This is a genomic window from Brevundimonas sp. (genome assembly GCF_041919755.1).
Classification (GTDB): Bacteria; Pseudomonadota; Alphaproteobacteria; order Caulobacterales; family Caulobacteraceae; genus Brevundimonas.
In genome coordinates this window covers 39,726-64,782 of the sequence record NZ_JAYRTD010000006.1, presented here as the reverse complement: position 1 = coordinate 64,782, position 25,057 = coordinate 39,726, and the positions used below count along the sequence as shown (strand labels likewise).

Below are 25,057 nucleotides of genomic sequence, written 5' to 3'. Positions count from 1 at the left end.
TGCGGTCGCCCGTCCGCGCCTCATATAGAGGGCCGTGACCAGCGTCCAATCTCCCGCCCCGTTCCAGATTACCCCGGCCACCGGCGGGCACGGCCTGTCGCTGTCCGACAGCGCGGCCAAACGGCTGGCGAAACTGGGCGAGGTCGAGGGCCATCCGGTCATGCTGCGCGTCGCGGTCGACGGCGGCGGCTGTTCGGGGTTCCAGTATCGGTTGGATCTGGTTCAGGCCGCTGAGGCCGACGATATCCGCATTTCCCATGACGGCCAGACCGCTTTGGTCGATGCCGTGTCCCTGCCCTTCCTCAAGGGATCGGAGATCGCCTGGGTGGACGAACTGGCCGGCGCGCAGTTCGTGATCCGCAATCCGAACGCGGCCTCCAGCTGCGGCTGCGGGGTCAGCTTCTCGATCTGAAGGCCTTCAGGCCAGGGTTTCCATGAACCGCACAGGCCGGCCGTGCGCCTCGCCGATCAGTTCGCCGTCCTTCATGACCACGCGGCCGCGCACGATGGTGGCGACGGCCTTGCCGGTGGCCTCGAAGCCGTCGAAGGGGGTCCAGCCGCAGCGGCTGGCCATGTCTTCGTGCCGGATCGTGTGCTTTGCCTTCAAATCGACGATCGTCAGGTCGGCGTCATAGCCTTCGGCCATGCGGCCCTTGTTGGCGGTGCCGAAGACGCGCTGGGCACCTGTGGAAGTCAGGTCGATGAACCGCTCCAGCGACAGCTTTCCGTTCGCCACATGCGTCAGCATGACGGGCACCAGGGTCTGGACGCCGGGCATGCCGGAGGGCGAGGCCGGATAAGGCTTGGCCTTTTCCTCGATGGTATGTGGCGCGTGGTCGGAGCCCAGCACGTCCACCACCCCCTGCTGAATGCCGTGCCACAGGCCCGCGATGTGCGGGGCATTGCGGATTGGGGGGTTCATCTGGGCATAGCCCTTCAGCCGCTCATAGGCCTCGTCGCCATCCAGGGTCAGGTGCTGGGGCGTCACCTCGACGGTGGCGACGTCGCGGTGGTCGGCGAGGAAGGCAATCTCCTCTGCGGTGGAGACGTGCAGGACGTGGATGCGGCGGCCGACCTCGCGCGCCAGGCGGACCAGGCGGCGGGTGGACATGATGGCGCTTTCGGCGTCGCGGACATCGGTGTGGCTGGTCCAGTCGCCGGGGCGGGCCAGGCCGCGGCGCTCGGCCAGGCGGTATTCGTCCTCGGAATGGAAGGTGGCGCGGCGGCTGACATTGGACAGCACCTCGCGCACGCCGTCGTCATCGGCGATCAGCAGGTCGCCGGTCGAGGCCCCCATGAAGACCTTGACCCCGCAGCAGCCGGGCAGCCGCTCCAGCTCGCCCAGATACGCCGCATTGCCGTGGGTGCCGCCGATGTAGAAGGCGTGGTCGGTCCACATCCGGTCGCGGGCGCGGGCCAGCTTGTCTTCCAGCGTCGCGGGATCTGTGGTGTTGGGATTGGTGTTCGGCATTTCGAACACGGCGACGACACCACCCAGGGCCGCGGCGCGCGAGCCGGTTTCGAGGTCTTCCTTCCACTCCAGTCCCGGCTCGCGGAAGTGGACCTGGGTGTCGATGACGCCGGGCAGGACGGTCAGGCCGGCGGCGTCGACCACCTCTCCCGCCGAAGCCTGGGACAGGTCGCCGATGAAGGCGATGCGGCCGTCACGTACGCCGACGTCGGCCAGGCCACGCCCGGCATGATTGGCGACCTCGCCGCCCCGGACGATCAGGTCGTAGCTCTGGGTCATGGCAAAGGGGTCCTGGCAGCGGGCGAAGACGGCCTTATAGCGCGCCCCGGCGAGCGTTGCGCCGGGCCGGGGAGACTTTTTTGCGGCTCACTCGGCGGAGGCGGGTTCCGGCTCGGCCTCGGCGCGGAACGGGCTGATGCGGATGCGCCCGCCACAGGGCGTCAGCGTCTGGGCCAGGGTCACGGCGGTGTCGTCGCCCGGCACCGTGGCGCGGATGCGGGTGACCGATGGACAGGTGGTCTGGCCCTGACCTTCGTTCGGCACGACATTCCAGGCGATGTCGAAGAAGGCCTTGGCATTGGGGGCCAGATTGACCGGGGCCGGGGCTTGACCGGCCCGAAGATAGCTGCCGGGCGTCGTCTCGGAGCGGATGGCACCGAGGGTGCGGTTCTGGCGGTCCTGAACGGTGACGGCGGGATAGCCGGTCAGACTGCACGCCTGGGTGCCCGTATTGCGCACGCCGATGATGGCCACGCGGTTGCCGGCCCCCGCATCACCCCCGTCGGACGACAGCGCCAGTTGGCTACCCTTGCAGGGCGGCGAGCTGGGCAAGACACCGCCAAGCGCGGGCTGAGCGGCCTTGGCCGCCGCAGCCTCGTCCACAGGCGGGGCCGTCACCACGACCGGCAGGGTTCGGCGGCAGGTTTCGAGGACTTCCCCTCCCGCCGAGGCCACGCGGGTCAGAACGCCTGTCTCGATATTGTCACGCGTACTCAGCGTCCATTCCACGCCTTCATCGATATAGCGGGCGCCGGACGGGATCGGGGCGCTGCGCAGGACGCGCACCTGATCGCGCCAAGTCACCTGGGCCGATTCCGGATCGGGATAGGCCGCGCCGATGGTCAGGCCGCTGTCGCAGACATAGCGGGCGGTGACGGGGGCGGCGTCGGCGATGGGGGGTACAGGCTCGACGGGCGGCGGGACCGGCTCGGTCTCGCGGTTGCAGGCACTGATACCGATAGCGAGCAGGGCGGCGGCGCAAACAGCAGGCTTGAAGATGGACATGTCGGCTCCCCGTCTGACGCAAGGCAAACGCCACAGTCGGCCAAAAGCTCCGCTTGTTGCGGACGCGCGTCTTGCGGTCAGGCCGTCAGCAGGCGCGGCAGTTTGAAGGTGACCGTCTCGCGCGCGCCATCGTCCTCGATCACCGTCGCATCGAAGCGGGCGCTGACGGCCTCAACCAGTTCCGAAATCAGGCGCTCGGGGGCGGAGGCTCCCGCCGTGATGCCCAGGGTCTGGACGCCGTCGAACCAGGACCAGTCGACATGGGAGGCGTCATCGACCAGCTCGGCCGACCCGGCCCCGGCCTTCAGCGCCACCTCGACCAGACGCACGGAGTTGGACGAGTTCTTCGATCCGACCACCAGCACCAGGTCGCAGCCCTCGCCCAGACGTTTGACCGCCTCCTGGCGATTGGTGGTGGCGTAGCAGATGTCTTCCTTGTGCGGGTCGGGCAGTTCGGGAAAGCGCCGCTTCAGCGTGGCCAGGATCTCGGCGGTGTCGTCCATCGAGAGCGTGGTCTGGGTCGCATAGGCCAGAGGCGCATCGCCCGGACGCTGAAACGCCTCCGCATCCTCGACCGTCTCGACCAGGCTGATGGAGCCAGGCGGTAGCTGGCCCAGGGTGCCGATCACCTCCGGGTGGCCCGCATGGCCGATCAGGATGATGTGGCGGCCGTTGGCGTGGTGACGCTCCGCCTCGACGTGCACCTTGGAGACCAGGGGGCAGGTGGCGTCGAGGAACAGCATCTCGCGCTCGCGGGCCGTGGCGGGCACCGACTTGGGCACGCCGTGGGCGGAAAAGACGACGGGCCGGTCGTCAGGGCATTCATCCAGTTCCTTGACGAAGACCGCCCCCATGGCCTTCAGCCGCTCGACCACATGTTTGTTGTGCACGATCTCGTGGCGGACGTAGACGGGGGTCCCGAACTTTTCGAGCGCGCGCTCGACGATCTGGATGGCGCGATCCACCCCGGCGCAGAAGCCGCGCGGCGTGGCCATGCGCACGGTCAGGGGGCGCTTGCCGGACAGGGGCACAACGGTTGTCAGGGTCATGGCGCGAACCTAGTCATTGCAGCGCGGTCACGCCACCTCGGTTTGACGACACGGCGCGTTTGCCGCGCCTCGCTTTAGCCGCTATCAGCGGCGAGCGTTCGCGCTGCGTCAGGCTGTCGCCGCGCGTCTCCCTGCTGACTGGAAGAAACATCGATGCGTCGCGTCCTGAAACTGTCCCTGGCCTCGGCCATCGTCGCGGCCACCCTGATGCCGCTGGCCGCCCAGGCGCAATCGCCGCAGCAGCGTCCGGGACAACAACAGGGGGCTTCCGAAGAGCCCGAACGCACCACCCGCGCGCCGCGGATTGCGCCCTTGAGCCGCCGCGCCGCGGCCGGCCCCTGCCCCTATGTGAAGATCCTCTATGACGCCGCCCGCTACGTCGAGATGACCGGCGACCGGCCGTCCGCCGCCAACGTGGGCTTCACGGGCGAGATCGAGGGCCTGACCTCCAACTGCATGTATCAGGCCGATCAGCCGATCACGGTGGACACACGCATCCTGTTCAACCTGGGGCGTGGTCCGCAGGCCCAGACGGACGGTCGCACCTATCGCTACTGGATCGCCGTGACGGAGCGGAACAAGGCCGTGCTGGCCAAGACCTATTTCGACCTGCCCGTCGCCTTCGAAGGCGCGGACCGGACGTCGGTGACCGAGGAACAGACCATCATCATCCCTCGCGCCGAACTGACCACCAGTGGCGACAACTTCGAAATCCTGGTCGGCTTCGACGTGACACCGGAGATGGCCCAGTTCAACCGTGACGGCAGCCGCTTCCGTATCAATGCCGGGACGGCTCCGACCGCCGCAGCGGCCACGACCCAGCCTCCGGCCCAGTAGATGAGCGACCTCCGGACCCAGTTGGGCGAAGCGGTCGCCGCCGCCTTCGCCGCCGAAGGCGTGGATGCATCGCTGGCCCGTGTGACGCCGTCGGACCGGCCCGATCTGGCCGACTTCCAGTCCAACGGAGCCCTGGCCGCCGCAAAGGCGCTGAAGGCCAATCCGCGCGAGCTGGCGTCGAAAGTGGCCGAGCGCCTGGCGAGCGATCCGCGCCTGGCCTCGGTCGAGGTGGCCGGGCCGGGGTTCATCAATATGAAGCTGGCCGACGCGGCCCTGGCCGAACGCGCGGCGCAGGTGGCGGGCGACGCCGCCCATGCGGGAGCAGCCGTCGTCGAGGCTCCGCGCAAGGTCGTGATCGACTTCGCTGGGCCGAATGTGGCCAAGCCGATGCATGTCGGCCATCTGCGCAGCTCCATCATCGGCGAGAGCCTGAAGCGGCTGTTCCGCTTCCGGGGCGACACCGTCTGGGGCGACGCCCATTTCGGCGACTGGGGCTTCCAGATGGGGCTGCTGATCGTCGCCGTGGGCGATGAGGGCAAGGCCGAGGCGTTTCTGGTCGAGGGGGATGGCCCCTTCCCGGCCGACAGTCCGGTCACTCTGGAGGATCTGGAGCGGCTGTATCCGCAGGCCGCCGGTCAGGCCAAGGAAGACCCGGCGTTTCGCGACCGCGCGCGCAAGGCGACGGCGGAACTGCAGGCGGGGCGTCCCGGCTATCGCGCCCTGTGGCAGCATTTCGTGGCGGTCAGCCGCACGGCGCTGGAGCGGGAGTTCGGGGCGCTGGGCGTGACCTTCGACCTGTGGAACGGCGAAAGCGACGCCGATCCGGTCATGGCCGAGATGATCGCCCATCTGGAGGCGACGGGCCTGCTGGTCGAGGACGATGGTGCGCGCGTGGTTCACGTCGCCCGCCCCGGCGAGACGCGCAAGAAGAAGCTGGCCGACGGCTCGGTGATCGAGGCTCCGTCGCCACCTCCCCTGCTGGTCATCAGTTCCGAAGGCTCGGCCATGTACGGCACGACCGACCTGGCCACCATTCTGGACAGGCGCAAAGCGATCGACCCGGACCTGATCCTGTATGTCGTCGACGAGCGGCAGGCCGAGCATTTCGAGCAGGTGTTCCGCGCGGCCTATCTGGCCGGCTATGCGACCGAGGGCAGTCTGCAGCACCTCGGCTTCGGCACCATGAACGGAACGGACGGCAAGCCGTTTAAGACCCGCGCGGGCGGGGTGCTGAAGCTGCATGATCTGATCACCCAGGCCACCGACAAGGCACGCGAGCGTCTGCGCGAGGCCAAGCTGGGCGACGACCTGCCCGAGGCCGAATTCGAGGACATCGCTCACAAGGTCGCCATCGCGGCGCTGAAATTCGCTGACCTGTCGAACGCGCGGACGACCAGCTACGTCTTCGACCTGGACCGGTTCATGAGCTTCGAGGGCAAGACCGGGCCGTATCTGCTGTATCAAGCGGTGCGGATCAAATCCCTGCTGCGCAAGGCAGGTGACCAGGATCTGGCCCCGGGGGCCATCGTCATCGGCGAGCCGGCCGAGCGCGATCTGGCCCTGACGCTGGATGCGTTCTCGCAGGCCGTGACCGAGGCCTATGACAAGCGCATGCCGCATCTGATCAGCGAGCACGCCTATCGGCTGGCGCAGAGTTTCTCGAAATTCTATGCCGCCTGCCCCGTGCTGATCGCGCCGGATGCGGCGACCAAGGCCTCGCGCCTGGCGCTTTCGAAGGCGGCACTGGATCAGCTGGAGATCGCGCTGGACCTGCTGGGCATCGCGACGCCGGAGCGGATGTAGGCTAGGCTGACGGTTCGAACCGCGGAGCCTTCATGTCCCTCGACGCCTTTATCGCCGGCCTGCCTAAGGCCGAACTGCATCTGCATATCGAAGGCTCGCTGGAGCCCGAGCTGATGTTCGAGCTGGCGCGGCGAAACGGCGTGGCAATCCCGTATGACAGCGTCGAGGCGGTGCGGGCGGCCTATGACTTTTCGAACCTGCAGGACTTCCTTGACATCTATTATGCGGGGGCGGCGGTGCTGCTGACGCGGCAGGATTTCGAGGATCTGGCCTTCGCCTATTTCAAGCGGGCCGCGGCGGACAATGTGCGCCACGCCGAGATCTTCTTCGACCCTCAGACCCATACGGATCGCGGCGTGCCGTTCGGTGTGGTGGTCGAAGGGCTGATCGCGGGGATGGATCGGGCCAAGGCGGAGCTGGGGGTTTCGAGCGGTCTGATTCTCAGCTTCCTGCGTCATCTGAGCGAGGTGGAGGCCTTCGCCACGCTGGAGATGGCCAGGCCCTATCTGCACCATTTCATCGGTGTGGGGCTGGATTCGTCGGAGCTGGGACATCCGCCATCCAAGTTTCAGCGCGTGTTCGCCGCCGCCCGCGACCTGGGTCTGAAACTGTGCGCCCATGCCGGGGAGGAAGGCCCGCCCGCCTATGTGCATGAGGCGCTAGACCTGCTTAAGATCGACCGTATGGACCACGGCAACCGGTCGATGGAGGACGAATCCCTGGTCGAGCGGCTGGTGGCGGAGCAGATGACGCTGACGGTCTGTCCCCTTTCCAATATGAAGCTCTGCGTCGTCGATGACCTGAAGCACCACCCCGTGCCGGAGATGCTGCGTCGGGGCCTGCACGTCACCCTGAACTCGGACGATCCGGCCTATTTCGGCGGCTATGTGAACGAGAACTATCGCCAGCTGGCCGAGGCGATAGGGCTGACGCGCGAGCAGATTGTGCAGATGGCCCGCAACAGTTTCGAGGGGTCGTTCCTGCCCGAGGAGGCCAAGGCTGGATATCTGGCCGAACTGGACGCCTACGCACGCTGAATCCGACTCCTCGCTCGCAGTTGTTCCTGTTATGTTCCGGTCATGGAGCAGGCCGATACACAGCAGGATGATGAGGGCGCAAACCTGCGCTGGCTGTTCGTCGACCTGAACGCCTTCTTTGCCAGCGTCGAGCAGCAGATGAACCCGGACTGGCGCGGCAGGCCCGTCATCGTCCGCCCGGCCCCCAGCGAATACACCGGGGCCATCGCGGCCAGCTATGAGAGCCGCCCCTATGGCATCCGCACCGGCATGCGGGTGTCGGAGGCGCGCGCCCTCTGCCCCGACCTGATCGTCGCCGAGGCCCGGCCGGACCTCTATGTCCAGTTCCACAAGCAGATCATGGCCGAGATCGACCGGCATATTCCGGTCTGGAAGGTCGGGTCGATCGACGAATGCTCCTGTGAGCTGATCGGTCCGGAGCGGCAGGAGGCCAATGCGGTGGCCCTGGCCCAGCGGATACAGTCGGGCATCCGCAAGAATGTCGGCGATTGTCTGCACTCGTCCGTGGGGATCGCGCCATCGCGGTTTCTGGCCAAGACGGCCTGCGGAATGAAGAAGCCGGACGGGCTGACGATCCTGAGGGCCAACGAACTGCCCGGCCCGCTGCTGGATCTGCCGCTGTCGAAATATCCGGGGATCGGGCCGCGCATGCTGGCGCGGCTGGGGAAGGCCGGGGTGGTCGACACCGCCGGCCTGTGGGCCATGAGCGGAAAACAGGCCCGCGCCGTGTGGAACAGTATCGAGGGCGAGCGCATCTGGCGCGGGCTGCACGGGCTGGAGAGCGAGGTGCCGCCGCCCAATCCTCCCGCCTCCATCAGCCACAGCCATGTGCTGGCGCAGGACATGCGGACCCCGGCCAAGGCCAAGGCGGTGGCGCGGCGGCTGATCGTCAAATGCGGGGCGCGGCTACGGCGCATGGGCCAGACGGGGGCCAGCGTCAGCCTGCATCTGGACATGGGGCCGAAGGGAACGCCCCGAAGCGGGCGGCGCGGCTGGGAGACGGCGGGCCTTCATTGTGCGGTCGCCCCGACGCAGGACACCTTTGCGCTTCTGACCGCGCTGGACACCCTGTGGCGCAAGGTCGAGCCGGAGCTGGAGTCCGGGCGGCTGAGCTATGTCGGGGTGGCGGTGCATCACCTTCAGCCTTGCGGTGCGGCGCAGACGGACCTGTTCGGCGAGGCCCCGGATCAGGGCGGGACCGCCCCGTCGCTGAAACTGTCCCAGGCGCTGGACGCCCTGAACCGGCGCTTTGGCAAGGATACCGTCAGCATCGGCCCGAACGCCGGTCTGCCAGACTATATCGGGGCCAAGATCGCCTTCACCCGCATTCCCGATGTCGAGGACTTCTGCGAATAAGGGGCCCTGCGAACGAAAACCTTATGGTGTCGATAAGGGCGCGATCAGATCAGATCGGCAGTATGGCTGTGCCGAAGGCCTTTTTCAGATTGTGGGCCGCGAACTGCTGGGCGACGGCCGCGTCGGGCACGACCAGACCCATGCCAAAGAACTCGTGCGTCGAGCCATGGAAGGTCTTGTGGCGCACGTCGTTGCCCGCAGCCTCCAGCTTCTCGGCCAGCTTTTCGCCCTCGGTCCGAAGCGGATCGATCTCGGCCAGGATGACGGTCGAGGACGGCAGACCCGCCAGATTGGCGGCCCCGACCACATTGACGCGTGGGTCCGCCGTTTCGGCCTCGCTGGCAAAGGTGTGCTTCACGAACCATTCGATCATGGGCTTGTTCAACGGCTTGGCGTCGGCGTTCTCGACATAGCTTTCGTTGTTCAGGTCGTTGCCGACCAGCGGATAGACCAGCACCTGATGCATCGGGGCCTGGAGCCCCTGATCGCGCGCGGCGATGGATACGTTGATGGCCAGGTTGCCACCCGCGCTTTCGCCCATCACCGCGATCTTGCGGGGATCGCCGCCGATGGTCTGGGCATTTGCCACCGCCCACTTCCAGGCCGCGACAGCATCATCGTGCGCTGCGGGGAACTTGTTTTCCGGAGCCTGCCGATAGTGGACCGACAAGACGACGGCGTCGGCAAAGCGTGACACGCCACGCGGGCCACCGTCATAGACGTCCAGATCGGCGATCACGAAACCGCCCCCGTGGAAATAGACGATCAGCGGCTTCAGGTCGGTGTCGTTGAGATCGGGGCTGTAGATGCGGGCCTGCAAGGGGCCGGCGGCTCCATCGATCATGATGTCGCGGGTCTGGATGCCCAAGGTGGGATCCTCGTCCTTGACAGTGTCGCGCAGGATTTTCTTGACCGCATCGGTCGGCGTCGGCTGCTGGCGTGCCTCCTGCGGCGACAGGGTTTCGATGGGCTTGCCGCCGAGGTCGGCCAGGGTGTCGAGCACCTTGCCCATCATCATGTCGGGCTTGGCGGGCGTGGTGCGGGGCGCGTCGTCATCGCGGCCGAGGATCTTGTCGATGATCGACATGCAAGCATTTCCTTGTGTTAGCGGGGAGTGTCGAAAGAACACGGGGATCGAGGGCCTGTTCCGTTTGGCACAGCTTGACTTGCCGCCGGTTCCGGGGCCTTAAGTCGCTCGCTCTCGCGGGAGAGATCGGCGGCTGATTCAGGCGTCGGAGCCGAAGGCGCAACCGCCCCGGAAACGCTCAGGCAAACGGACCGCGAGGACATACGGACGCTGGAAAGTCGATCCTCGGATCGCGCCGACGGAGCAAGGTGCCTTCTTTCCGGCACCGGAATCTCTCAGGCTTCACGGACAGCGGGGGCGCAGACGGCGGCGGAGCTTTCCGCCTCAACACGCGACCGCGAGATCCTGAATGGCCGATACCCTGACCGAAGCGATGCTGAAGACCACGCCCCTGAACGCGGCGCATCGTGCGCTGGGTGCCCGCATGGTGGGCTTTGGCGGCTATGACATGCCGGTCCAGTATGAGGGTGTGCTGGCCGAGCACCGCTGGACCCGCGAGCATGCGGGCCTGTTCGACGTGTCGCACATGGGCCAGTGCAAGATCACCGGCGCGGACGCGATCAGCCAGTTCGAGCGGTTCGTACCGGGCGACTATGCGACGCTGAAAGAGGGCCGCCAGAAATACAGCCTCCTGCTGGACGCCCAGGGCGGCATCCTCGACGACCTGATGGCGGGCAAGCCCGACCACGACGGCCTGTTCGTCGTCGTCAACGCGGGCAACAAGGACGCCGACTTCACCTTCCTGGACAGCCATCTGGAAGGCGATGCCCACCTGACCATTCTGGCAGACCGCGCCCTGATCGCCATTCAGGGGCCGGAGGCCGCCGAGGTCATGGCCGCGCATGAGCCGCTGCTGGCCGAGATGGGCTTCATGGACTGTGCCCGTCTGATGCTGTTCGGGGTCGACTGCTATGTTTCGCGCTCGGGCTATACGGGCGAGGACGGCTACGAGATTTCGGTGCCGGGCGATCAGGCCGAGCGCATCTGGAACACCATCCTGGAGGACTCGCGCGTCAAGCCGATCGGCCTGGGCGCCCGCGACAGCCTGCGGCTGGAGGCCGGTCTGCCCCTGCATGGGCACGACATCGACGTCACGACGTCGCCCGTCGAGGCGGCGCTGACGTTTGCCCTGTCGAAGTCGCGCAAGGAGGCCGCCAGCTTCAACGGGGCAGAGCGCATCCTGAAGGAATTGGCCACTGGCCCGTCGCGCGTCCGTGTCGGCCTGAGCGTCAAGGAAGGCGCACCCGCGCGGGAGGGGGCCGAGATCGCCGATGCCGACGGCAACGTCATCGGCACGGTCACTTCCGGCGGCCCCTCCCCGACCCTGGGTCGCAACATCGCCATGGGCTATGTGCCACCTGCCTTTGCCGATTTGGGCACCGCGCTGAAGGTCATCGTGCGCGGCAAGCCCGCCGCCGCCGAGGTCATCGCCATGCCCTTCGTGGCCCAACGCTACTATCGCAAACCCAAAGCCTGAGAGACGACCATGCATTTCACCAAGGATCACGAGTGGGTTCGCCTCGAGGGCGACGTCGCCACCGTCGGCATCACCAAACACGCCGCCGACGCCCTGGGCGATGTGGTGTTCGTCGAGACGCCCGAAGCCGGCAAGTCGGTCACCAAGGGTGACAGCTTCGCCGTGGTGGAAAGCGTCAAGGCGGCGTCCGACGTCTATGCGCCTGTTGCAGGCGAAGTCATCGAAGGCAATGCCGCCCTGGCCGGTGCGCCGGAAACCGTCAACGCCGATCCGGAAGGCGAAGGCTGGTTCGCCAAGATCAAGGTGTCGGACGCCGATGCGACCGAAGGCCTGATGGATCGTGCGGCCTACGACGCTTTCCTCTCGTCTCTCTAAGACCCTTCCTTTCCTCCCGCACGGATCTCCCCGCCATGCGCTACCTGCCGCTTACGCCCGACGACCGGACCGCCATGCTGGCCGCGATCGGTGCCAAATCCATCGATGACCTGTTCGTGGATGTGCCCGAACCGGCGCAGCGTGAGGGCTTCGTCGACCTGCCGCGCGTGGCGGGCGAGATGGAGGTCGAGCGGGCGCTGTCGGCCATGGCGGCCAAGAATGCGACGGCGGGGACAGTGCCCTTCTTCTGCGGGGCCGGGGCCTACAAGCACCATGTGCCGGCGACGGTGGACCATGTAATCCAGCGGTCGGAGTTCCTGACCAGCTACACCCCCTATCAGCCGGAGATCGCGCAGGGGACGCTGCAGTATCTGTACGAGTTCCAGACCCAGGTCGCGAACCTGACCGGCATGCCGGTGGCCAATGCCTCACTCTATGACGGTTCGACCGCTATGGCCGAGGGCGTGCTGATGGCGACGCGCGTGACCCGCCGCAACAAGGCGGTGATCTCCGGCGGGGTGCATCCTCACTATGTCCGGGCGACCGAGACCGTGGTCCATGCCGTGGGTGTCGAGACCGAAGCTCTGCCCGCCGCCGTCGATGCCGAAGCAGACGTGATTAGCCGTATCGGGCCGGACACGGCCTGCGTCGTTGTCCAGACCCCGAACGTTTTCGGCACCGCCACCGACGTGACGAAGATTGCCGAGGCCGCCCATGCCGCCGGGGCCCTGCTGATCGTCGTGGTGACCGAGGCCGTGTCGATGGGCCTGCTGAAATCGCCGGGCGAGATGGGGGCCGACATCGTCGCGGCCGAGGGCCAGTCGATCGGCAATGCCCTGAACTTCGGTGGCCCCTACGTCGGTCTGTTCGCCACGCGCGACAAGCTGGTGCGCCAGATGCCCGGTCGCCTGTGCGGCGAGACGGTGGATGCCGATGGCGAGCGGGGCTTTGTCCTGACCCTGTCGACGCGCGAGCAGCACATCCGCCGCGACAAGGCGACGTCGAACATCTGCACCAACTCGGGTCTCTGCACCCTGGCCTTCACCATCCACATGAGCCTGCTGGGCGAGACGGGTCTGCGCAAACTGGCCCTGCTGAACCACGAGAAGGCCTTGGCGACCCGCGATGCCCTGGCGGCCATTCCGGGCGTCGAAATCCTGACCCCGCGCTTCTTCAACGAGTTTGCCGTGCGCCTGCCGAAGCCCGCCGCCGAAGTGGTCGATCAGCTGGCCTCGCATCATCTGCTGGCCGGCGTGCCCTACAGCCGCCTGGCGCCTGGTGCCGGGATGGACGATGTCCTGCTGGTCGCCGCGACCGAGACGACGCGCGATGTCGATATCCAGATACTGGCCAAGGCGCTGACCAAATTCCTCACCGCCGGATCGGAGGGCTGAACCATGAGCACCATGAACACCATTGGCCGGCCGACCACCCCGAATGCCGTGACCTCCAAGCCCGCCACCCTGACCGGTGGGCGCGGCTTGTTGCAGAACGAGCATCTGATCTTCGAGAGCGACGGCTGGGGCAAGACGGGCGTCGATCTGCCGGAGCCGAAGACGGATGGGTCGGACCTGGGCGATCTGGTTCGCAAGGATCCGATCGGCCTGCCGGGCCTGAGCGAGCCCGAGACCATGCGCCACTATGTGCGCCTGAGCCAGAAGAACCACGCCATCGACCTGGCCATCTATCCGCTGGGCTCGTGCACGATGAAGCACAATCCGCGCCTGAACGAGAAGATGGCGCGCCTGCCCGGCTTCTCCGACATTCACCCGCTGCAGCCGATCTCGACGGTGCAGGGCGCGCTGGAGCTGATGGATACGCTATCACACTGGCTGACGACCCTGACGGGGATGCCGGCGGTGGCCCTGTCGCCCAAGGCGGGCGCGCATGGCGAGCTGTGCGGCCTGATGGCGATCCGCGCGGCGCACGAGGCCTCGGGCGAGCATGAGAAGCGCCGCAAAGTGCTGGTGCCGACATCCGCCCACGGGACCAACCCGGCGACCGCGGCCTTCGTCGGCTACACGGTCGTGGAAGTGGCGCAGACCCAGGACGGCCGCGTGGATGTCGCCGATCTGGCGTCCAAGCTGGGTGACGACGTCGCCGCCATCATGGTGACCAACCCCAACACCTGCGGCCTGTTCGAGCGCGACATCCTGGAGATCAGCCGCCTGACGCATGAGGCCGGCGCCTATTTCTACTGCGATGGAGCGAACTTCAACGCCATCGTCGGCCGGGTTCGTCCTGGCGACCTGGGCGTGGATGCGATGCACATCAACCTGCACAAGACCTTCTCCACGCCCCACGGCGGCGGCGGTCCGGGCGCAGGTCCGGTGGTGCTGTCCGAGGCGTTGGCACCCTTTGCGCCTGCACCCTGGGTCGTCCACGATCAGAACGGCTATCGTCTGATCGAGCGGGAGGAAGACGAGGCGGCCCAAGCCTTCGGTCGCCTGTGCGCCTTTCAGGGCCAGATGGGCATGTATACGCGCGCCCTCAGCTACATGATGAGCCACGGGGCCGACGGCCTGCGTCAAGTAGCCGAGGACGCGGTGCTGAACGCCAACTACATCAAGGCCCGCCTGTCCGACGTGATGAGCGCCGCCTTCCCCGAGGGACCGTGCATGCACGAGGCTCTGTTCGACGACGAATGGCTGAAGGGCACGGACATCACCACGCTCGACTTCGCCAAGGCGATGATCGACGAGGGCTTCCACCCCATGACCATGTATTTCCCCCTGGTCGTGCACGGGGCCATGCTGATCGAGCCGACCGAAACGGAATCGAAGCAGGAACTGGATCGCTTCATCGACGCGATGCGAGCCTTGGCCGGGGCCGCCAAGGCCGGTGACGTCGACCGCTTCAAGGGCGCGCCCTTCCATGCGCCGATGAAGCGCTTGGACGAAACCCGCGCCGCCCGCGCGCCCGTCCTGCGCTGGACCGCGCCGCAAGGCTCGAACATCGCGGCGGAATAGCCTTGCCGCACTTGTGAAGTCCGGGGGCCATGCCGACATGCTCGGCATGGCCTCTTTCACGACTGACGACATCCCTGATCTGACCGGCAAGCGGGTGATCATCACCGGCTCCAACAGCGGAACAGGCTTCGAAACTGCAAAGGCCATCGCGGCTAGGGGCGGCTCCGTCATCATGGCGGTGCGCAATGCCGACAAGGCCCAGGCCGCCATCGCTGCCATCGCGCGCGAGACACCGAGCGCCGATGTGAGATTCGAAGCGCTCGACCTGGCGCGTCAGGCGTCTGTGACAGACTTCGCCGAGCGGATGCTGGCTGACGGACGGCCCATCGACATTCTGGTCAACAACGCCGGTGTCATGATGCTGCCGACGCGAGAGGTGACCGAAGACGGCTTCGAGATGCAGCTGGCCACCAACTATCTGGGTCATTTCGCCCTGACGGCGCGGCTCCTGCCACTACTGCGCGCCGGCAATGCGCGGGTGGTCCAGCTGTCCAGCATCGCGCACCGACGCGGCCAGATTCGGCTGGACGATCTGAACTGGACCCACGGCTACAAGCCCTGGCCGGTCTATGGGCAGTCCAAGCTGGCGATGCTGATGTTCGGTCTGGAGCTGGATCGGCGCAGCGCGGCCAACGGCTGGGGCCTGACCAGTGTGGTGGCCCATCCGGGTTATGCCCGCACGGGCCTGATCGAGAACGGTCCCTTGGTCCGCTCGCCGATCGCGCGCGCGGGCCTGCGCTACATCGTCCGGCCCCTGATCGAGCCGCTGATCAGTCACTCCGCCGCGGATGGAGCCCTGCCCATCCTGATGGCGGCCACCGATCCGACCGTTCGCGGCGGGGCCTATCTTGGCGCGACACGGATGAACGAACTGAAGGGACCGCCCGGCCCGGCCAAGGCCGAGCCACAGGCGTTGGATCGCGATGTCGCCGCGCGGCTCTGGGCCGCTTCGGAACAGATGACCGGCGTCCGCTTCGCCTGATCTCGCACGCGCGAAGCACGGGAATGTGAATTCCGGCGCGCGCAACAGGCGTATGCTCCCTCTCGCGTTATCAAGCACCAGAACGAGCGTTGGGAGGCGCCAAGGTCATGATGTCACGCGTAAAAAAGGGAATCGTCGCCGGCTTTGTCGCGACACTGGTCATCTCCGTACTGGAGGCGATCAATATCTTCGCCCTCAATTCCATGTTCCAGCCATTCCCCGGAATGGTCGCCAGCCTGCTGGGCATGGATGGTAATCTGGCGGCCGGCTGGGCCATCCACCTGTTCTCCGGGACCTTCATCCTGGGGGCGCTGTTCGGGGTGCTGTGTCCGCGCCTGCCGACCGATACGGCCGAAACCAAGGGCATCGTCTTCGCCGTCGGGGCCTGGGTCGTGATGATGCTGGGCGTCTTCTTCATCGGGGATTCCCAGGTCCTGGGGTCCAATATGGCGACCCTGGGGTGGATGCTGGTGACGCACATCGTCTTCGGCATCGTGCTGGGCACGGTCTATTCGCGGCTGGTGGAGCGTGAGAAACGTGGCCATGCCGTGGTCGGCGCTCAGCCGGTCCACTGATGTGAAAAAGGCCCGCCGGGCGAACCGGTGGGCCTTGATCTTTTCACGCTGCGGATTGGCCTAGTTCAGGCGCGTGCCGATCTGGGCGATGGCGGCATCCAGCAGAGGGTCGCTCTTCTGGCCGGCGGCACGGGCCGTCAGCATTTGTTCGGCGGCCTTGATGGCCAGGTCGGCGGCGGCCTGTTTGACCTCGGCCGTGGCCTGGGCCTCGGCCTGGGCGATGCGGCGTTCGGCCAGGGCCTGACGGCGCGCCAGGGTTTCTTCCAGCTTGACCTTGGCCTCGGCCTCCATGGTGCGGGCATCGGCTTCTGCGGCACGCATCATCTCGGCGGCCTGGGCCTCGGCCTCTGCTTTTTCGGCGCGGATCTGGGCCAGCAGGGCCTCGGCCTCTGCGCGCAGGCGCGCGGCCTCGTCCAGTTCGGTCTGAATCTTGGCCGCCTTGGCGTCCAGCTGCTGTGCGACCAGCTTGTGAACGCCAGCCCACAGAAGAATGGCGAAGAACAGCAGCAGGCCGATGCCGACCCACAGCTCGGCATTGCCCCAGCTCAGGACGCCTTCTTCGAGAAAGATGTTCATATCAGGCGGCTCCCTTGACGGCGGCGGCGGCCTCGGCGGCCGTGGGGGCCTTGCCCGTCAGGCGGTCGACGATGGAGACCACGGTGTCTGAGGCGATGGTGCCGACATGGACCATGGCGGCGTCGCGGGTCTTGCCGATGGCGGTCTCGGCCTCCGCGATGCGGGCGTTGACGATCTCTTCTTGGGCGGCGGCGCGAGCGTTGGCCTCTTCGGTCACGCGGGCGCGGGCGGCGACGGCGGTGGCGCGGGCGCTGGCACGGGCCTGCTCGACCTCGGCCTTGGCGACGGCGGCCTGTTCGGCGGCCTCGGCCTGGACCTGGCGAGCCGTTGCGATGGCGGTGGAAATGGTGGTGGCCCGCTCGTCCATGACCTTGCGCAGACGCGGCGCGAAGACCTTGGCGATCAGCAGATACAGTACGACGAACAGGAACAGCAGATAGACGATCTGTCCGCCCCAGACCGAGGTGTCGAACTGTGGCAGGCCGCCCGCCTCACCGCCACCGTGGGCGGCTTCGGTCGTGGCAGTGCCGTGCGCGGCGCTTTCGCTATGGGGGTCAGTAGCCATGAGTGTCTGTCAGCTGTTCAAAAGGCAAAGGCGACGCAACGGCCCGGAGCCCTTGCGTCGCCCGAAATCACCGAGGCGCGTGCCTCAGCCCAGCCAGGCCAGGATGCCGAGCACGAAGGCCAGGATGCCCAGGGCTTCGACCAGGGCGGCGCCCACGAACAGGTTGCCGACTTGCGAAGCGGCGGCCGACGGGTTGCGCAGGGCACCGGCAAGGAAGTTGCCGAAGATGTTGCCCACGCCGATGCCGGCGCCGAGCATGCCCAGGGTGGCCAGGCCGATACCGAAGTATTTGAAGGATTCAGCTTCCATGACGGGTTTCCTATTCAGTCAGGGTTGGAAAGAGAAAGGATGAAGGCTGGACCGGAGGCTTAATGCCCGTGGCCCAGGTTGACCACATCGTTCAGATAGATGCTGGCCAGAACGGCGAAGACGAAGGCCTGCAGGAAGGCCACCAGAAACTCGAGCGCGGTCAGTCCGACGACCATGCCCATCGACAGGGCGGCGACCGGCAGACCCAGCAGGCCCAGGCCACCGGCGGCCGCTAGGCCACCCATAGAGACGACGAAACCGGCGAAGATTTTCAGCGCGATGTGACCGCCCAGCATGTTGCCGAACAGACGCAGCGCCAGGGTGACGGGACGCAGGAGGAAGGACAGGAACTCGATCAGACCCACGACCGGACGGATCGCCAGCGGCGCGCTGGTCGGCCAGAACAGCAGGAAGAAGCCCAAGCCGTGCTTCACGAAACCGATGCCGATCACCAGCAGGATGGTGACCAGGGCCAGGGTCAGGGTCACCGCCAGCTGCGACGTCGCCGTAAATGTCAGGAACATCCCCAGCAGGTTCATACCCAGCACCAAGGTGAACAGGGTGAAGACGAAGGGGAAGTATTTGCGGCCTTCGTGGCCGATGATCGAATCGGTCACGCCGTCGATCATGCCGAACAGGGTCTCGCCCGCCGACTGGAGGCGTCCCGGAACGACCTTGGCGTTCGAGGTCACCAGAAACAGGAACAGGACGACCAGGCCAAACGCAGCCGTCATGGCCAGGTGCGAATTGGTGATCGCGATCTGCTGGGTGCCCAGCACAGGCAGCGTCACCTCGCCGAAACTCATGCCCGGCAGGGGGTGCACTTCGAACTGTTTGATCGGATCGGCCAAGGCCTATCGCTCCTCGTCTTCGTCATCGAACGGGATGGATTTCGGAACCACCCCGGCCGCATCAGCTTCGGCCTGCAGACGTTTCGTCGTCCGCCACGCCATCCATATCGACACGGCGAACCCGAACAGAGTCCCGCCGATCAGTCCCCAGGGCGACGACCCGACCAGCAGGTCGACGACGAAGCCCAGCCCCAGACCCACCAGCACGCCACCGATCAGCTCGGCGACGATCCGATACGCCTTGCCCGCCACCGCCTGAGCGACCGCGTCGGCGGTCTTGTCGGACGTGGTCCGCGCCTCCAGATCGGATGCGCTTCGGTTGAGGCGTGCGACTGCCTCTTCGCGCGATTCCGGTTGGGTTGACATGGGCCTGCTGGATCAGGGTCCCTGAGGTGGCAAAACCACTCTGGAACGGGGTCTGAATTCGGCGCGGAACCTATAGGCGGGACCGCCATCGGTCAAGACGGCGCAAGATTTGATATCTCGTTGAAAAAGCGGTCGTTTGTTGCGCGCGCACCGGGACGTGGCGAACAGTCGCTGCGTTTGGGCGGCTGCATCGGGTCAGGACCTGCCGGATCGCCGCGGCCGCGCTGGCTGACGCATTCTGACATTCAGTCCGGTGCGGATGACGCCATCCCCAAACCCGATTATCAAAATCTCCATACCGAAGGAGCCGTCATGAGCATTCGATCACCACTGACCTCGGCCACCTTCGTGGCCGGCCTTCTGGCCGCCTGCGGCCCGGCAGCCAGCAATGACGCGCCCGACGCGCCGGCCCCGACAGCCCCAGTCGCCGAAGCCGTCGAGGCCGCACCTGTCGAGACGGTCGCGGACGCCCCGGCCCCGCAGACAGCGTCTCGCCCCCTGCCCAATGAAGGCTACGACTGGGATACGCGGCTGAACGCCGAAGGGCGCGCGCGCTCAATGGTCCTGGCCTACGAAGTGCCCGATACCGACGATCAGCCCTTAAACCTGTCGTGCGAAGAAGGCGGTCGCCGCATCTTTGCGGGCACTCAGACGTCCGGCACGGATGTGCGGTCCGTCACCCTGGCTTCCGAGGGGATCGGCAGAACCTATCCGGTCAAGGAGGCGGTGGCCGACGAGCTGGGCGGCGGCCAGTATGTTACCGTCGAACTGGCTGGAAACGATCCAACCCTGGAAGCCTTCCGGGACAGCGGCTGGCTGCGCATGACGGTCGAGGATCACACCATCGACATGGCCGCCCAGCCGTCATCCAAAGCGCGTCAGAAGATTGCGACCTTCATGGCCTTCTGTAACGCACCTTACGTCAGGCCCTGACCGCACCCCGGTCGGTGCCGACGCCCATGGCCTGCATAGCCGCAGCAGCGATGTGATCCGCGTTCAGCCCCGCCGTCGCATACATGGCGGCGGGATTATCCTGGTCCTGGAAGATGTCGGGCAGGTGCAGGGTGCGGATCTTCAGACCCGTATCCAGTGCACCCTTCTCGGCCAGCAGCTGCAGCACGAAGGCGCCGAAGCCGCCCATGGCCCCCTCCTCCACCGTGATCAGGCATTCGTGCTCGCGGGCCAGGCGCAGGATCAGGTCGGCGTCCAGAGGCTTGGCAAAGCGGGCGTCGGCGACAGTGGCCGAAACGCCGCGGGCCGCCAGCAGATCGGCGGCCTTGAGCGATTGCTGCAAGCGGGTGCCCAGCGACAGGATGGCGACGGAGGTGCCTTCGCGCACGATCCGGCCCTTGCCGATTTCCAGCGGGGCGGCCAATTCGGGAATCTCCACCCCCACGCCGTCGCCGCGCGGGTAGCGGAAGGCCGACGGGCGGTCGTCGATCTCCAGACTGGTGGCGATCATGGCGGCCAGATCGGCCTCGTCGGCCGCGGCCATCAGGACCATGCCGGGCAGGGCCCCCATATAGCCGATGTCGAACGAGCCTGCGTGGGTGCAGCCGTCGGCACCCACAAGGCCCGCGCGATCCATGGCGAACCGCACGGGCAGAGACTGGATCGCCACGTCGTGGACGACCTGGTCATAGCCGCGCTGAAGGAAGGTGGAATAGATGGCGCAGACCGGCTTCATCCCGTCGGCGGCCAGACCGGCCGCGAAGGTCACGGCGTGCTGTTCGGCGATGCCGACATCATAGGTGCGTTCCGGAAACGCCTGGCCGAACAGATCCAGGCCCGTGCCCGACGGCATGGCAGCGGTGATGGCGACGATGGACGGGTCGATCTTCGCCCGCTTGATCAGCTCTGTGCCGAACACCTTGGTGTAGCTGGGGGCGTTGGAGACGCTCTTGGACTGTTTGCCGGAGACGACGTCGAACTTGACCACGGCATGCAGCTTGTCGGCGCTGCTTTCAGCCGGCGCATAGCCCTTGCCCTTTTGCGTCACCACGTGAACGACCACCGGACGGTCGGTGATGGCGGCGGCGTTCTTCAGGATCGGGACCAGATTGTCCATGTCGTGGCCGTCGACCGGCCCGATGTAGTAGAAGCCCAGCTCCTCGAAGAAGGTGCCGCCGGTGATCATGCCGCGGGCATATTCCTCGGCTTTGCGCGCCGCATTGCGGAACGGGCGCGGCATGTGCTCGGCGACCCTTTTGCCCAAGCGGCGGAAGTTCTGATAGGCCCCGCCCGACACCTGTTTGGCCAGATAGGCGCTCATGCCACCGACCGGAGGCGCGATCGACATGTCGTTGTCGTTCAGGATGACCATGAGCTGGCCATTGGTCGTCTCGGCGGCGTTGTTCATGGCCTCATAGGCCATGCCGGCGGACATGGAGCCGTCGCCGATGACGGCCACGACGCGATTGGTCTCGCCCTTCTGATCGCGGGCGGCGGCGAAGCCGAGCGCGGCGCTGATCGAGGTCGAGGCATGGGCCGCGCCGAACGGGTCGTATTCGCTCTCGCTGCGCTTGGTGAAGCCGGACAGGCCGCCGGGCTGGCGCAGGGTGCGGATGCGGTCGCGACGTCCGGTCAGGATCTTGTGCGGATAGCACTGGTGCCCGACGTCCCAGATCAGAATGTCCCTGGGCGTCTCGAACACATGGTGCAGGGCAACGGTCAGTTCGACGACGCCCAGACCCGCGCCCAGGTGCCCGCCGGTGACGGAAACGGCGTCGATCGTTTCGGCCCGGACCTCGTCGGCCAGCTGACGCAGCTGTGGAATGTCGAACCCGCGCGTGTCGGCGGGATAGGTGACCTGGTCGAGCAGCGGGGTAACGGGCATTCAAAAACCTTGGGCGACGGCACGGACTTCTAACCCGCGGACGAACGGGACGTTTCCTATCAGGACCTGCGCTTTAGCACGAAGTCCACACTCGCCTTGAGGATTTCGGCATCGGAGCCGAATACATTCAGGTGAGACCGGGCCTGATCAGCCAGATGCGCGACCCTCTGTCGCGCCGCCTCGACGCCCAGCAGGGTGACGAAATTGGTCTTGCCCTGGGCCGCATCCTTGTTGGCGGCCTTGCCCAGAATGTCCTCGTCGCCCTCGACGTCCAGCAGGTCGTCGACGATCTGATAGGCCAGGCCGATGTCGTGGGCGAAGCTGGTCAGGGCCTGGACATGGCTGTCGCGGGCCCGGGCGATGATCAGTGGGATCTCGAACGCATAGGTGAACAGGGCCCCGGTCTTGAGCCGCTGCATGCGCGCCACCCCGCCCAGGTCGTCGCGCACGCCCAGCAGGTCGATCATCTGCCCCCCGGCCATGCCGCGCGCGCCCGAGGCCAGCGACAGACGCGCGGCCAGATCGCAGCGGATTTCGGCGTCCTCATGCGTGTCGGGATGTAGCAGGATGTCGAAGGCAGCGGTCTGAAGCGCATCGCCGGCCAAGATCGCCGTGGCCTCGTCATAGGCCTTGTGCAGCGTCGGCCGACCGCGCCGCATGTCGTCATTGTCCATGGCCGGCAGGTCGTCATGGACCAGGCTGTAGGCATGGACGCATTCCAGGGCGCAGGCCGCGCGCAGGACGGGTTGCTCGTCGATGTCGAACAGCGTCGCCGCCTCGATGGCGAAGAAGGGGCGCAGCCGCTTGCCGGGCCCCAGCGCCGCATAACGCATGGCCTCGGTCAGACGGGATTCGGGACCGCTGGCGCGCGGCAACAGCTGGTCGAGAGCCACGGTGACCAGATCGGCGATCTGGGCGACGCGGTCGATCACGCCCTGCTCGGGCGAGTTGGCGGCGTGAAGGGCAGCGGGCGTGGACATCAGAACAACCGCCCTCCGACCACGGCGTCACGATCAACCCCGACCAGCACGACCTCTCCATCGGCATCTGGGAAGCCCAAAGTCAGCACCTCGGACATGACCGGCCCGATCTGTCGCGGCGGGAAGTTGACAACGGCGGCGACCTTTCGACCGACCAGTTCGTCAAGGGTGTAGTGTACGGTGATCTGGGCCGAGGACCGCTTGACCCCGATTTCGGAGCCGAAGTCGATGTTCAGCTTGTAGGCGGGCTTGCGCGCCTCCGGGAACGCCTCCGCCGTGACGACCTGGCCGATGCGGATATCGACTTTCATGAAGTCGTCGAAGGAGATCTGGGGCGCGGCGGAAGCCATCAGCCGAACTCGGCCGGTTCGACGCCCTTCGCCTGACCGTCAGGGCCAACGACGATCTTCTCGACCCGCAGCTGGGCTGCTTTCAGGCGGGTTTCGCAATGGGCCTTCAGCCGTGCACCCTCTTCATACAGGGCGATGGACTCCTCCAGCGGGGCCTGGCCGGATTCGAGCTTGGACACGATCTGCTCCAGACGCTGCAAGGCGTCCTCGAAGCTAAGGTCGGCGGAAAGAGGGGTCACGTCGGTCATTGGCGGCGACCCTAGAGGCGGTGTGGTTTCGCTTCAACGGGGATTTCCACCATACGGCGGCAATCAATTTTTCTCGTAGCGCCGCTGGGACCAGTAGCGGAAGCCTTGGTTGTGGACCAGCGACCAGCCGTCGGCCTTCAGCCGCTTACCGACCATGTGGTTGAAATAGCCGTGCGCCAGGACCAGCACATCCTCGCCGGTCTCTGCCCGCGCGATCAGTGTGCGCGCGGCGGTCTCGGCCCGGGCCTCGGCCTGAAGGCGCGTTTCCTGGCCCTCGTGGTGGTTGAAGGCATGCCACCAGAAGCGCGCGACGCCGCCCCAGTATTTGGGCGGCAGCTTGAACCAGCTGGGAAAATGTGGCGGCGGCAGGGGGGCCTCGATGAACAGCACATCGGACACGACCTCTCGCCCGGCGGAAACGGCGGTGGCGGTTTCTTGGGCCCGGCGGCGGGTCGAGGCATAGATGATGCCCGCGCCCTGGGCCGTCGCCAGCAGTTCGGGCGGCGGGGTCTGGCCTTCCTTCAGCCCGCCGATCTCATATTTCGCCCACCAGTCGCGATACTGGTCAGAGGTCAGCAGGCATTGGCGCGACAAGGCCGGTTCGCCGTGACGGGCAAGCGTAATTGCACCGGGTCGCACCGGAGCGACAGCGGACGCCCTCTCGGTGGGAAGAGAATCAACGGCGGGGTTCGACATGAGCAACAGGCGGATAAAGCGAACGCGATCCTACCCTTAGTCCTCCCCCAGCGCCTGGACGTGGGCCTGGGCCGAACGGCCGAGCCCTTCTAGGTCGTAACCGCCCTCGAGCGAGGCCGCAACCTTTCCGCCGCATCGCGCGCGTGCGACCTCGATGACGGCCCGCGTGGCCCAGGCGAAATCCTCGGCCTCCAGCGACTGATGCGCAAGCGGATCGCGGCGATGGGCATCGAATCCGGCCGAGATCAGGATCAGGTCGGGGCGGAAGGCGTCCAGCGCCGGCATCAGCCCGCCGGAGAAACTGGCGCGCCAGGCTTCTCGCGCCGAATGGGGCGGGACCGGAACATTGACGATATTGCCGACACCGGTTTCCGCCGCCGCCCCTGTGCCGGGATAGAGCGGCATCTGGTGGATCGAACCCAGGAACAGGCTGTCGTCGTTTTCGAACGCGGCCTGGGTGCCATTGCCGTGATGGACGTCGAAATCGATGACGGCGACCCGGGCCAGACCCTCGTTCTGGGCCACCCGCGCGGCGACTGCGACGTTGGAGAACAGGCAGAAGCCCATAGCGCGATCCGGCTCGGCATGGTGACCCGGCGGACGTACGGCAGCGAAGGCGCGGTTCGTCTCGCCCCGCGCAATGGCGCGAACGGCGTCGACGATGGCCCCGGCGGACAGGCGGGCGGCGCGGATGCTGCCCGGCGACAGGAGGGTATCGGCGTCCAGCTGGGCCAGACCGCTTGCGGGCAAGGCCCCGATCAGGCGCGCGACATAGTCGGTCGGGTGCAGCCGCTCCAGATCCTCGACCGAGGCTTCCGTCGCCGCCCGCGTGTCGCGGTCCAGCCCGGCGTCGGCCAGGGCGTCCAGAACTGCCGCCAGCCGCTCGGGCCGCTCGGGATGACCGACGCCCGGCCGGTGCTCGATCATGTCGGGGTGGGTGAACAGGGGCACGCTCATAAGCAGTAGGATAGGGCCCAG

General features: G+C 66.6%; 27 protein-coding genes and 1 riboswitch. Of the genes, 12 read left to right on the top strand and 15 right to left on the bottom strand.

What is annotated here, in order from left to right; all coding sequences use genetic code 11:
* Positions 1–34 precede the first annotated feature (34 nt).
* The gene (locus ACE3TH_RS09320; protein ID WP_374599475.1) at positions 35–412 is read left to right on the top strand and encodes a HesB/IscA family protein; all 378 of its coding nucleotides are present in this window, start codon (positions 35–37) and stop codon (positions 410–412) included.
* A 6-nt stretch (positions 413–418) separates the two neighbouring features.
* Here ACE3TH_RS09320 and ACE3TH_RS09315 read toward each other — a convergent pair whose 3' ends face one another.
* The 3 genes from ACE3TH_RS09315 to ispH form a co-directional block, all read right to left on the bottom strand.
* Complete coding sequence (locus ACE3TH_RS09315) at positions 419–1,750, bottom strand: dihydroorotase (RefSeq protein WP_374599473.1); 1,332 nt, start codon at positions 1,748–1,750, stop codon at positions 419–421.
* Between the two features lie 87 nt (positions 1,751–1,837).
* Entirely contained in the window at positions 1,838–2,755 is a 918-nt protein-coding gene (locus ACE3TH_RS09310) for a DUF4232 domain-containing protein (protein ID WP_374599471.1), read from the bottom strand.
* A 77-nt stretch (positions 2,756–2,832) separates the two neighbouring features.
* On the bottom strand, positions 2,833–3,804 hold the full coding sequence (gene ispH, locus ACE3TH_RS09305) for a 4-hydroxy-3-methylbut-2-enyl diphosphate reductase (RefSeq protein WP_374599469.1): 972 nt from the start codon (positions 3,802–3,804) through the stop codon (positions 2,833–2,835).
* Between the two features lie 153 nt (positions 3,805–3,957).
* On the opposite strand from ispH, the gene ACE3TH_RS09300 reads away from it, so the two are divergent.
* From ACE3TH_RS09300 to ACE3TH_RS09285, 4 genes are read left to right on the top strand one after another with little or no spacing between them, the layout of a single operon-like run.
* Positions 3,958–4,641: a Tat pathway signal sequence domain protein gene (locus ACE3TH_RS09300; RefSeq protein ID WP_374599467.1), complete on the top strand. Its 684-nt coding sequence runs from the start codon at positions 3,958–3,960 to the stop codon at positions 4,639–4,641.
* Complete coding sequence (argS, locus tag ACE3TH_RS09295; RefSeq protein ID WP_374599465.1) at positions 4,642–6,444, top strand: arginine--tRNA ligase; 1,803 nt, start codon at positions 4,642–4,644, stop codon at positions 6,442–6,444.
* A gap of 32 nt (positions 6,445–6,476) precedes the next feature.
* Positions 6,477–7,481, top strand: a complete 1,005-nt coding sequence (locus ACE3TH_RS09290; RefSeq protein WP_374599463.1) for an adenosine deaminase — start codon at positions 6,477–6,479, stop codon at positions 7,479–7,481.
* 42 nt (positions 7,482–7,523) lie between these two features.
* Complete coding sequence (locus ACE3TH_RS09285) at positions 7,524–8,837, top strand: type VI secretion protein ImpB (RefSeq protein ID WP_374599461.1); 1,314 nt, start codon at positions 7,524–7,526, stop codon at positions 8,835–8,837.
* Positions 8,838–8,886: 49 nt separating this feature from the next.
* Here ACE3TH_RS09285 and ACE3TH_RS09280 read toward each other — a convergent pair whose 3' ends face one another.
* A complete protein-coding gene (locus tag ACE3TH_RS09280) occupies positions 8,887–9,924 on the bottom strand; it encodes an alpha/beta hydrolase (protein ID WP_374599459.1) in 1,038 nt (345 codons plus the stop codon).
* Between the two features lie 107 nt (positions 9,925–10,031).
* Positions 10,032–10,128, top strand: a riboswitch (glycine riboswitch).
* A 145-nt stretch (positions 10,129–10,273) separates the two neighbouring features.
* Between ACE3TH_RS09280 and gcvT the strand changes: the two genes are divergently transcribed.
* The 6 genes from gcvT (at position 10,274) to ACE3TH_RS09250 (ending at position 16,302) form a co-directional block, all read left to right on the top strand.
* Positions 10,274–11,401: a glycine cleavage system aminomethyltransferase GcvT gene (gene gcvT, locus ACE3TH_RS09275; protein WP_374599457.1), complete on the top strand. Its 1,128-nt coding sequence runs from the start codon at positions 10,274–10,276 to the stop codon at positions 11,399–11,401.
* Positions 11,402–11,410: 9 nt separating this feature from the next.
* Positions 11,411–11,776 (top strand): glycine cleavage system protein GcvH, encoded by a 366-nt coding sequence (gcvH, locus tag ACE3TH_RS09270; protein ID WP_374599456.1) that lies wholly within the window; start codon positions 11,411–11,413, stop codon positions 11,774–11,776.
* A gap of 35 nt (positions 11,777–11,811) precedes the next feature.
* Positions 11,812–13,170, top strand: coding sequence for an aminomethyl-transferring glycine dehydrogenase subunit GcvPA (gcvPA, locus tag ACE3TH_RS09265; RefSeq protein WP_374599454.1), 1,359 nt, complete (start codon positions 11,812–11,814; stop codon positions 13,168–13,170).
* 3 nt (positions 13,171–13,173) lie between these two features.
* Positions 13,174–14,745, top strand: coding sequence for an aminomethyl-transferring glycine dehydrogenase subunit GcvPB (gene gcvPB, locus ACE3TH_RS09260; RefSeq protein WP_374599452.1), 1,572 nt, complete (start codon positions 13,174–13,176; stop codon positions 14,743–14,745).
* 46 nt (positions 14,746–14,791) lie between these two features.
* Positions 14,792–15,727, top strand: a complete 936-nt coding sequence (locus tag ACE3TH_RS09255; RefSeq protein WP_374599450.1) for an SDR family oxidoreductase — start codon at positions 14,792–14,794, stop codon at positions 15,725–15,727.
* 107 nt (positions 15,728–15,834) lie between these two features.
* A complete protein-coding gene (locus ACE3TH_RS09250; protein WP_374599448.1) occupies positions 15,835–16,302 on the top strand; it encodes a DUF6789 family protein in 468 nt (155 codons plus the stop codon).
* Between the two features lie 60 nt (positions 16,303–16,362).
* On the opposite strand, the gene ACE3TH_RS09245 is transcribed toward ACE3TH_RS09250, so the two are convergent.
* From ACE3TH_RS09245 to ACE3TH_RS09225, 5 genes are all read right to left on the bottom strand, one after another.
* A complete protein-coding gene (locus ACE3TH_RS09245) occupies positions 16,363–16,878 on the bottom strand; it encodes a F0F1 ATP synthase subunit B (protein WP_374599446.1) in 516 nt (171 codons plus the stop codon).
* A 1-nt stretch (position 16,879) separates the two neighbouring features.
* Positions 16,880–17,443 carry a hypothetical protein gene (locus ACE3TH_RS09240; protein ID WP_374599444.1) on the bottom strand — a complete coding sequence of 188 codons (564 nt, stop codon included), beginning with the start codon at positions 17,441–17,443 and terminating at the stop codon, positions 16,880–16,882.
* Positions 17,444–17,527: 84 nt separating this feature from the next.
* On the bottom strand, positions 17,528–17,752 hold the full coding sequence (locus ACE3TH_RS09235; RefSeq protein ID WP_292170694.1) for a F0F1 ATP synthase subunit C: 225 nt from the start codon (positions 17,750–17,752) through the stop codon (positions 17,528–17,530).
* A gap of 59 nt (positions 17,753–17,811) precedes the next feature.
* Positions 17,812–18,603 carry a F0F1 ATP synthase subunit A gene (locus ACE3TH_RS09230; protein WP_374599442.1) on the bottom strand — a complete coding sequence of 264 codons (792 nt, stop codon included), beginning with the start codon at positions 18,601–18,603 and terminating at the stop codon, positions 17,812–17,814.
* Between the two features lie 3 nt (positions 18,604–18,606).
* Positions 18,607–18,969, bottom strand: coding sequence for an AtpZ/AtpI family protein (locus tag ACE3TH_RS09225; RefSeq protein ID WP_296167537.1), 363 nt, complete (start codon positions 18,967–18,969; stop codon positions 18,607–18,609).
* 312 nt (positions 18,970–19,281) lie between these two features.
* Between ACE3TH_RS09225 and ACE3TH_RS09220 the strand changes: the two genes are divergently transcribed.
* Positions 19,282–19,902, top strand: a complete 621-nt coding sequence (locus ACE3TH_RS09220; protein ID WP_374599440.1) for a hypothetical protein — start codon at positions 19,282–19,284, stop codon at positions 19,900–19,902.
* On the opposite strand, the gene dxs is transcribed toward ACE3TH_RS09220, so the two are convergent.
* The 6 genes from dxs to ACE3TH_RS09190 form a co-directional block, all read right to left on the bottom strand.
* Positions 19,892–21,805 (bottom strand): 1-deoxy-D-xylulose-5-phosphate synthase, encoded by a 1,914-nt coding sequence (gene dxs / locus ACE3TH_RS09215; RefSeq protein WP_374599438.1) that lies wholly within the window; start codon positions 21,803–21,805, stop codon positions 19,892–19,894. The genes ACE3TH_RS09220 and dxs overlap by 11 nt on opposite strands.
* 59 nt (positions 21,806–21,864) lie before the next feature.
* Positions 21,865–22,785 (bottom strand): polyprenyl synthetase family protein, encoded by a 921-nt coding sequence (locus tag ACE3TH_RS09210; RefSeq protein ID WP_374599436.1) that lies wholly within the window; start codon positions 22,783–22,785, stop codon positions 21,865–21,867.
* Complete coding sequence (locus ACE3TH_RS09205; protein WP_374599434.1) at positions 22,785–23,135, bottom strand: tRNA-binding protein; 351 nt, start codon at positions 23,133–23,135, stop codon at positions 22,785–22,787. The genes ACE3TH_RS09210 and ACE3TH_RS09205 overlap by 1 nt, the downstream gene beginning before the upstream one ends.
* Positions 23,135–23,383, bottom strand: a complete 249-nt coding sequence (locus ACE3TH_RS09200) for an exodeoxyribonuclease VII small subunit (RefSeq protein ID WP_374599432.1) — start codon at positions 23,381–23,383, stop codon at positions 23,135–23,137. The genes ACE3TH_RS09205 and ACE3TH_RS09200 overlap by 1 nt, the downstream gene beginning before the upstream one ends.
* A gap of 63 nt (positions 23,384–23,446) precedes the next feature.
* Complete coding sequence (locus tag ACE3TH_RS09195) at positions 23,447–24,079, bottom strand: histidine phosphatase family protein (protein ID WP_374599430.1); 633 nt, start codon at positions 24,077–24,079, stop codon at positions 23,447–23,449.
* 36 nt (positions 24,080–24,115) lie between these two features.
* Entirely contained in the window at positions 24,116–25,036 is a 921-nt protein-coding gene (locus ACE3TH_RS09190) for a histone deacetylase family protein (RefSeq protein WP_374599428.1), read from the bottom strand.
* Positions 25,037–25,057 lie beyond the last annotated feature (21 nt).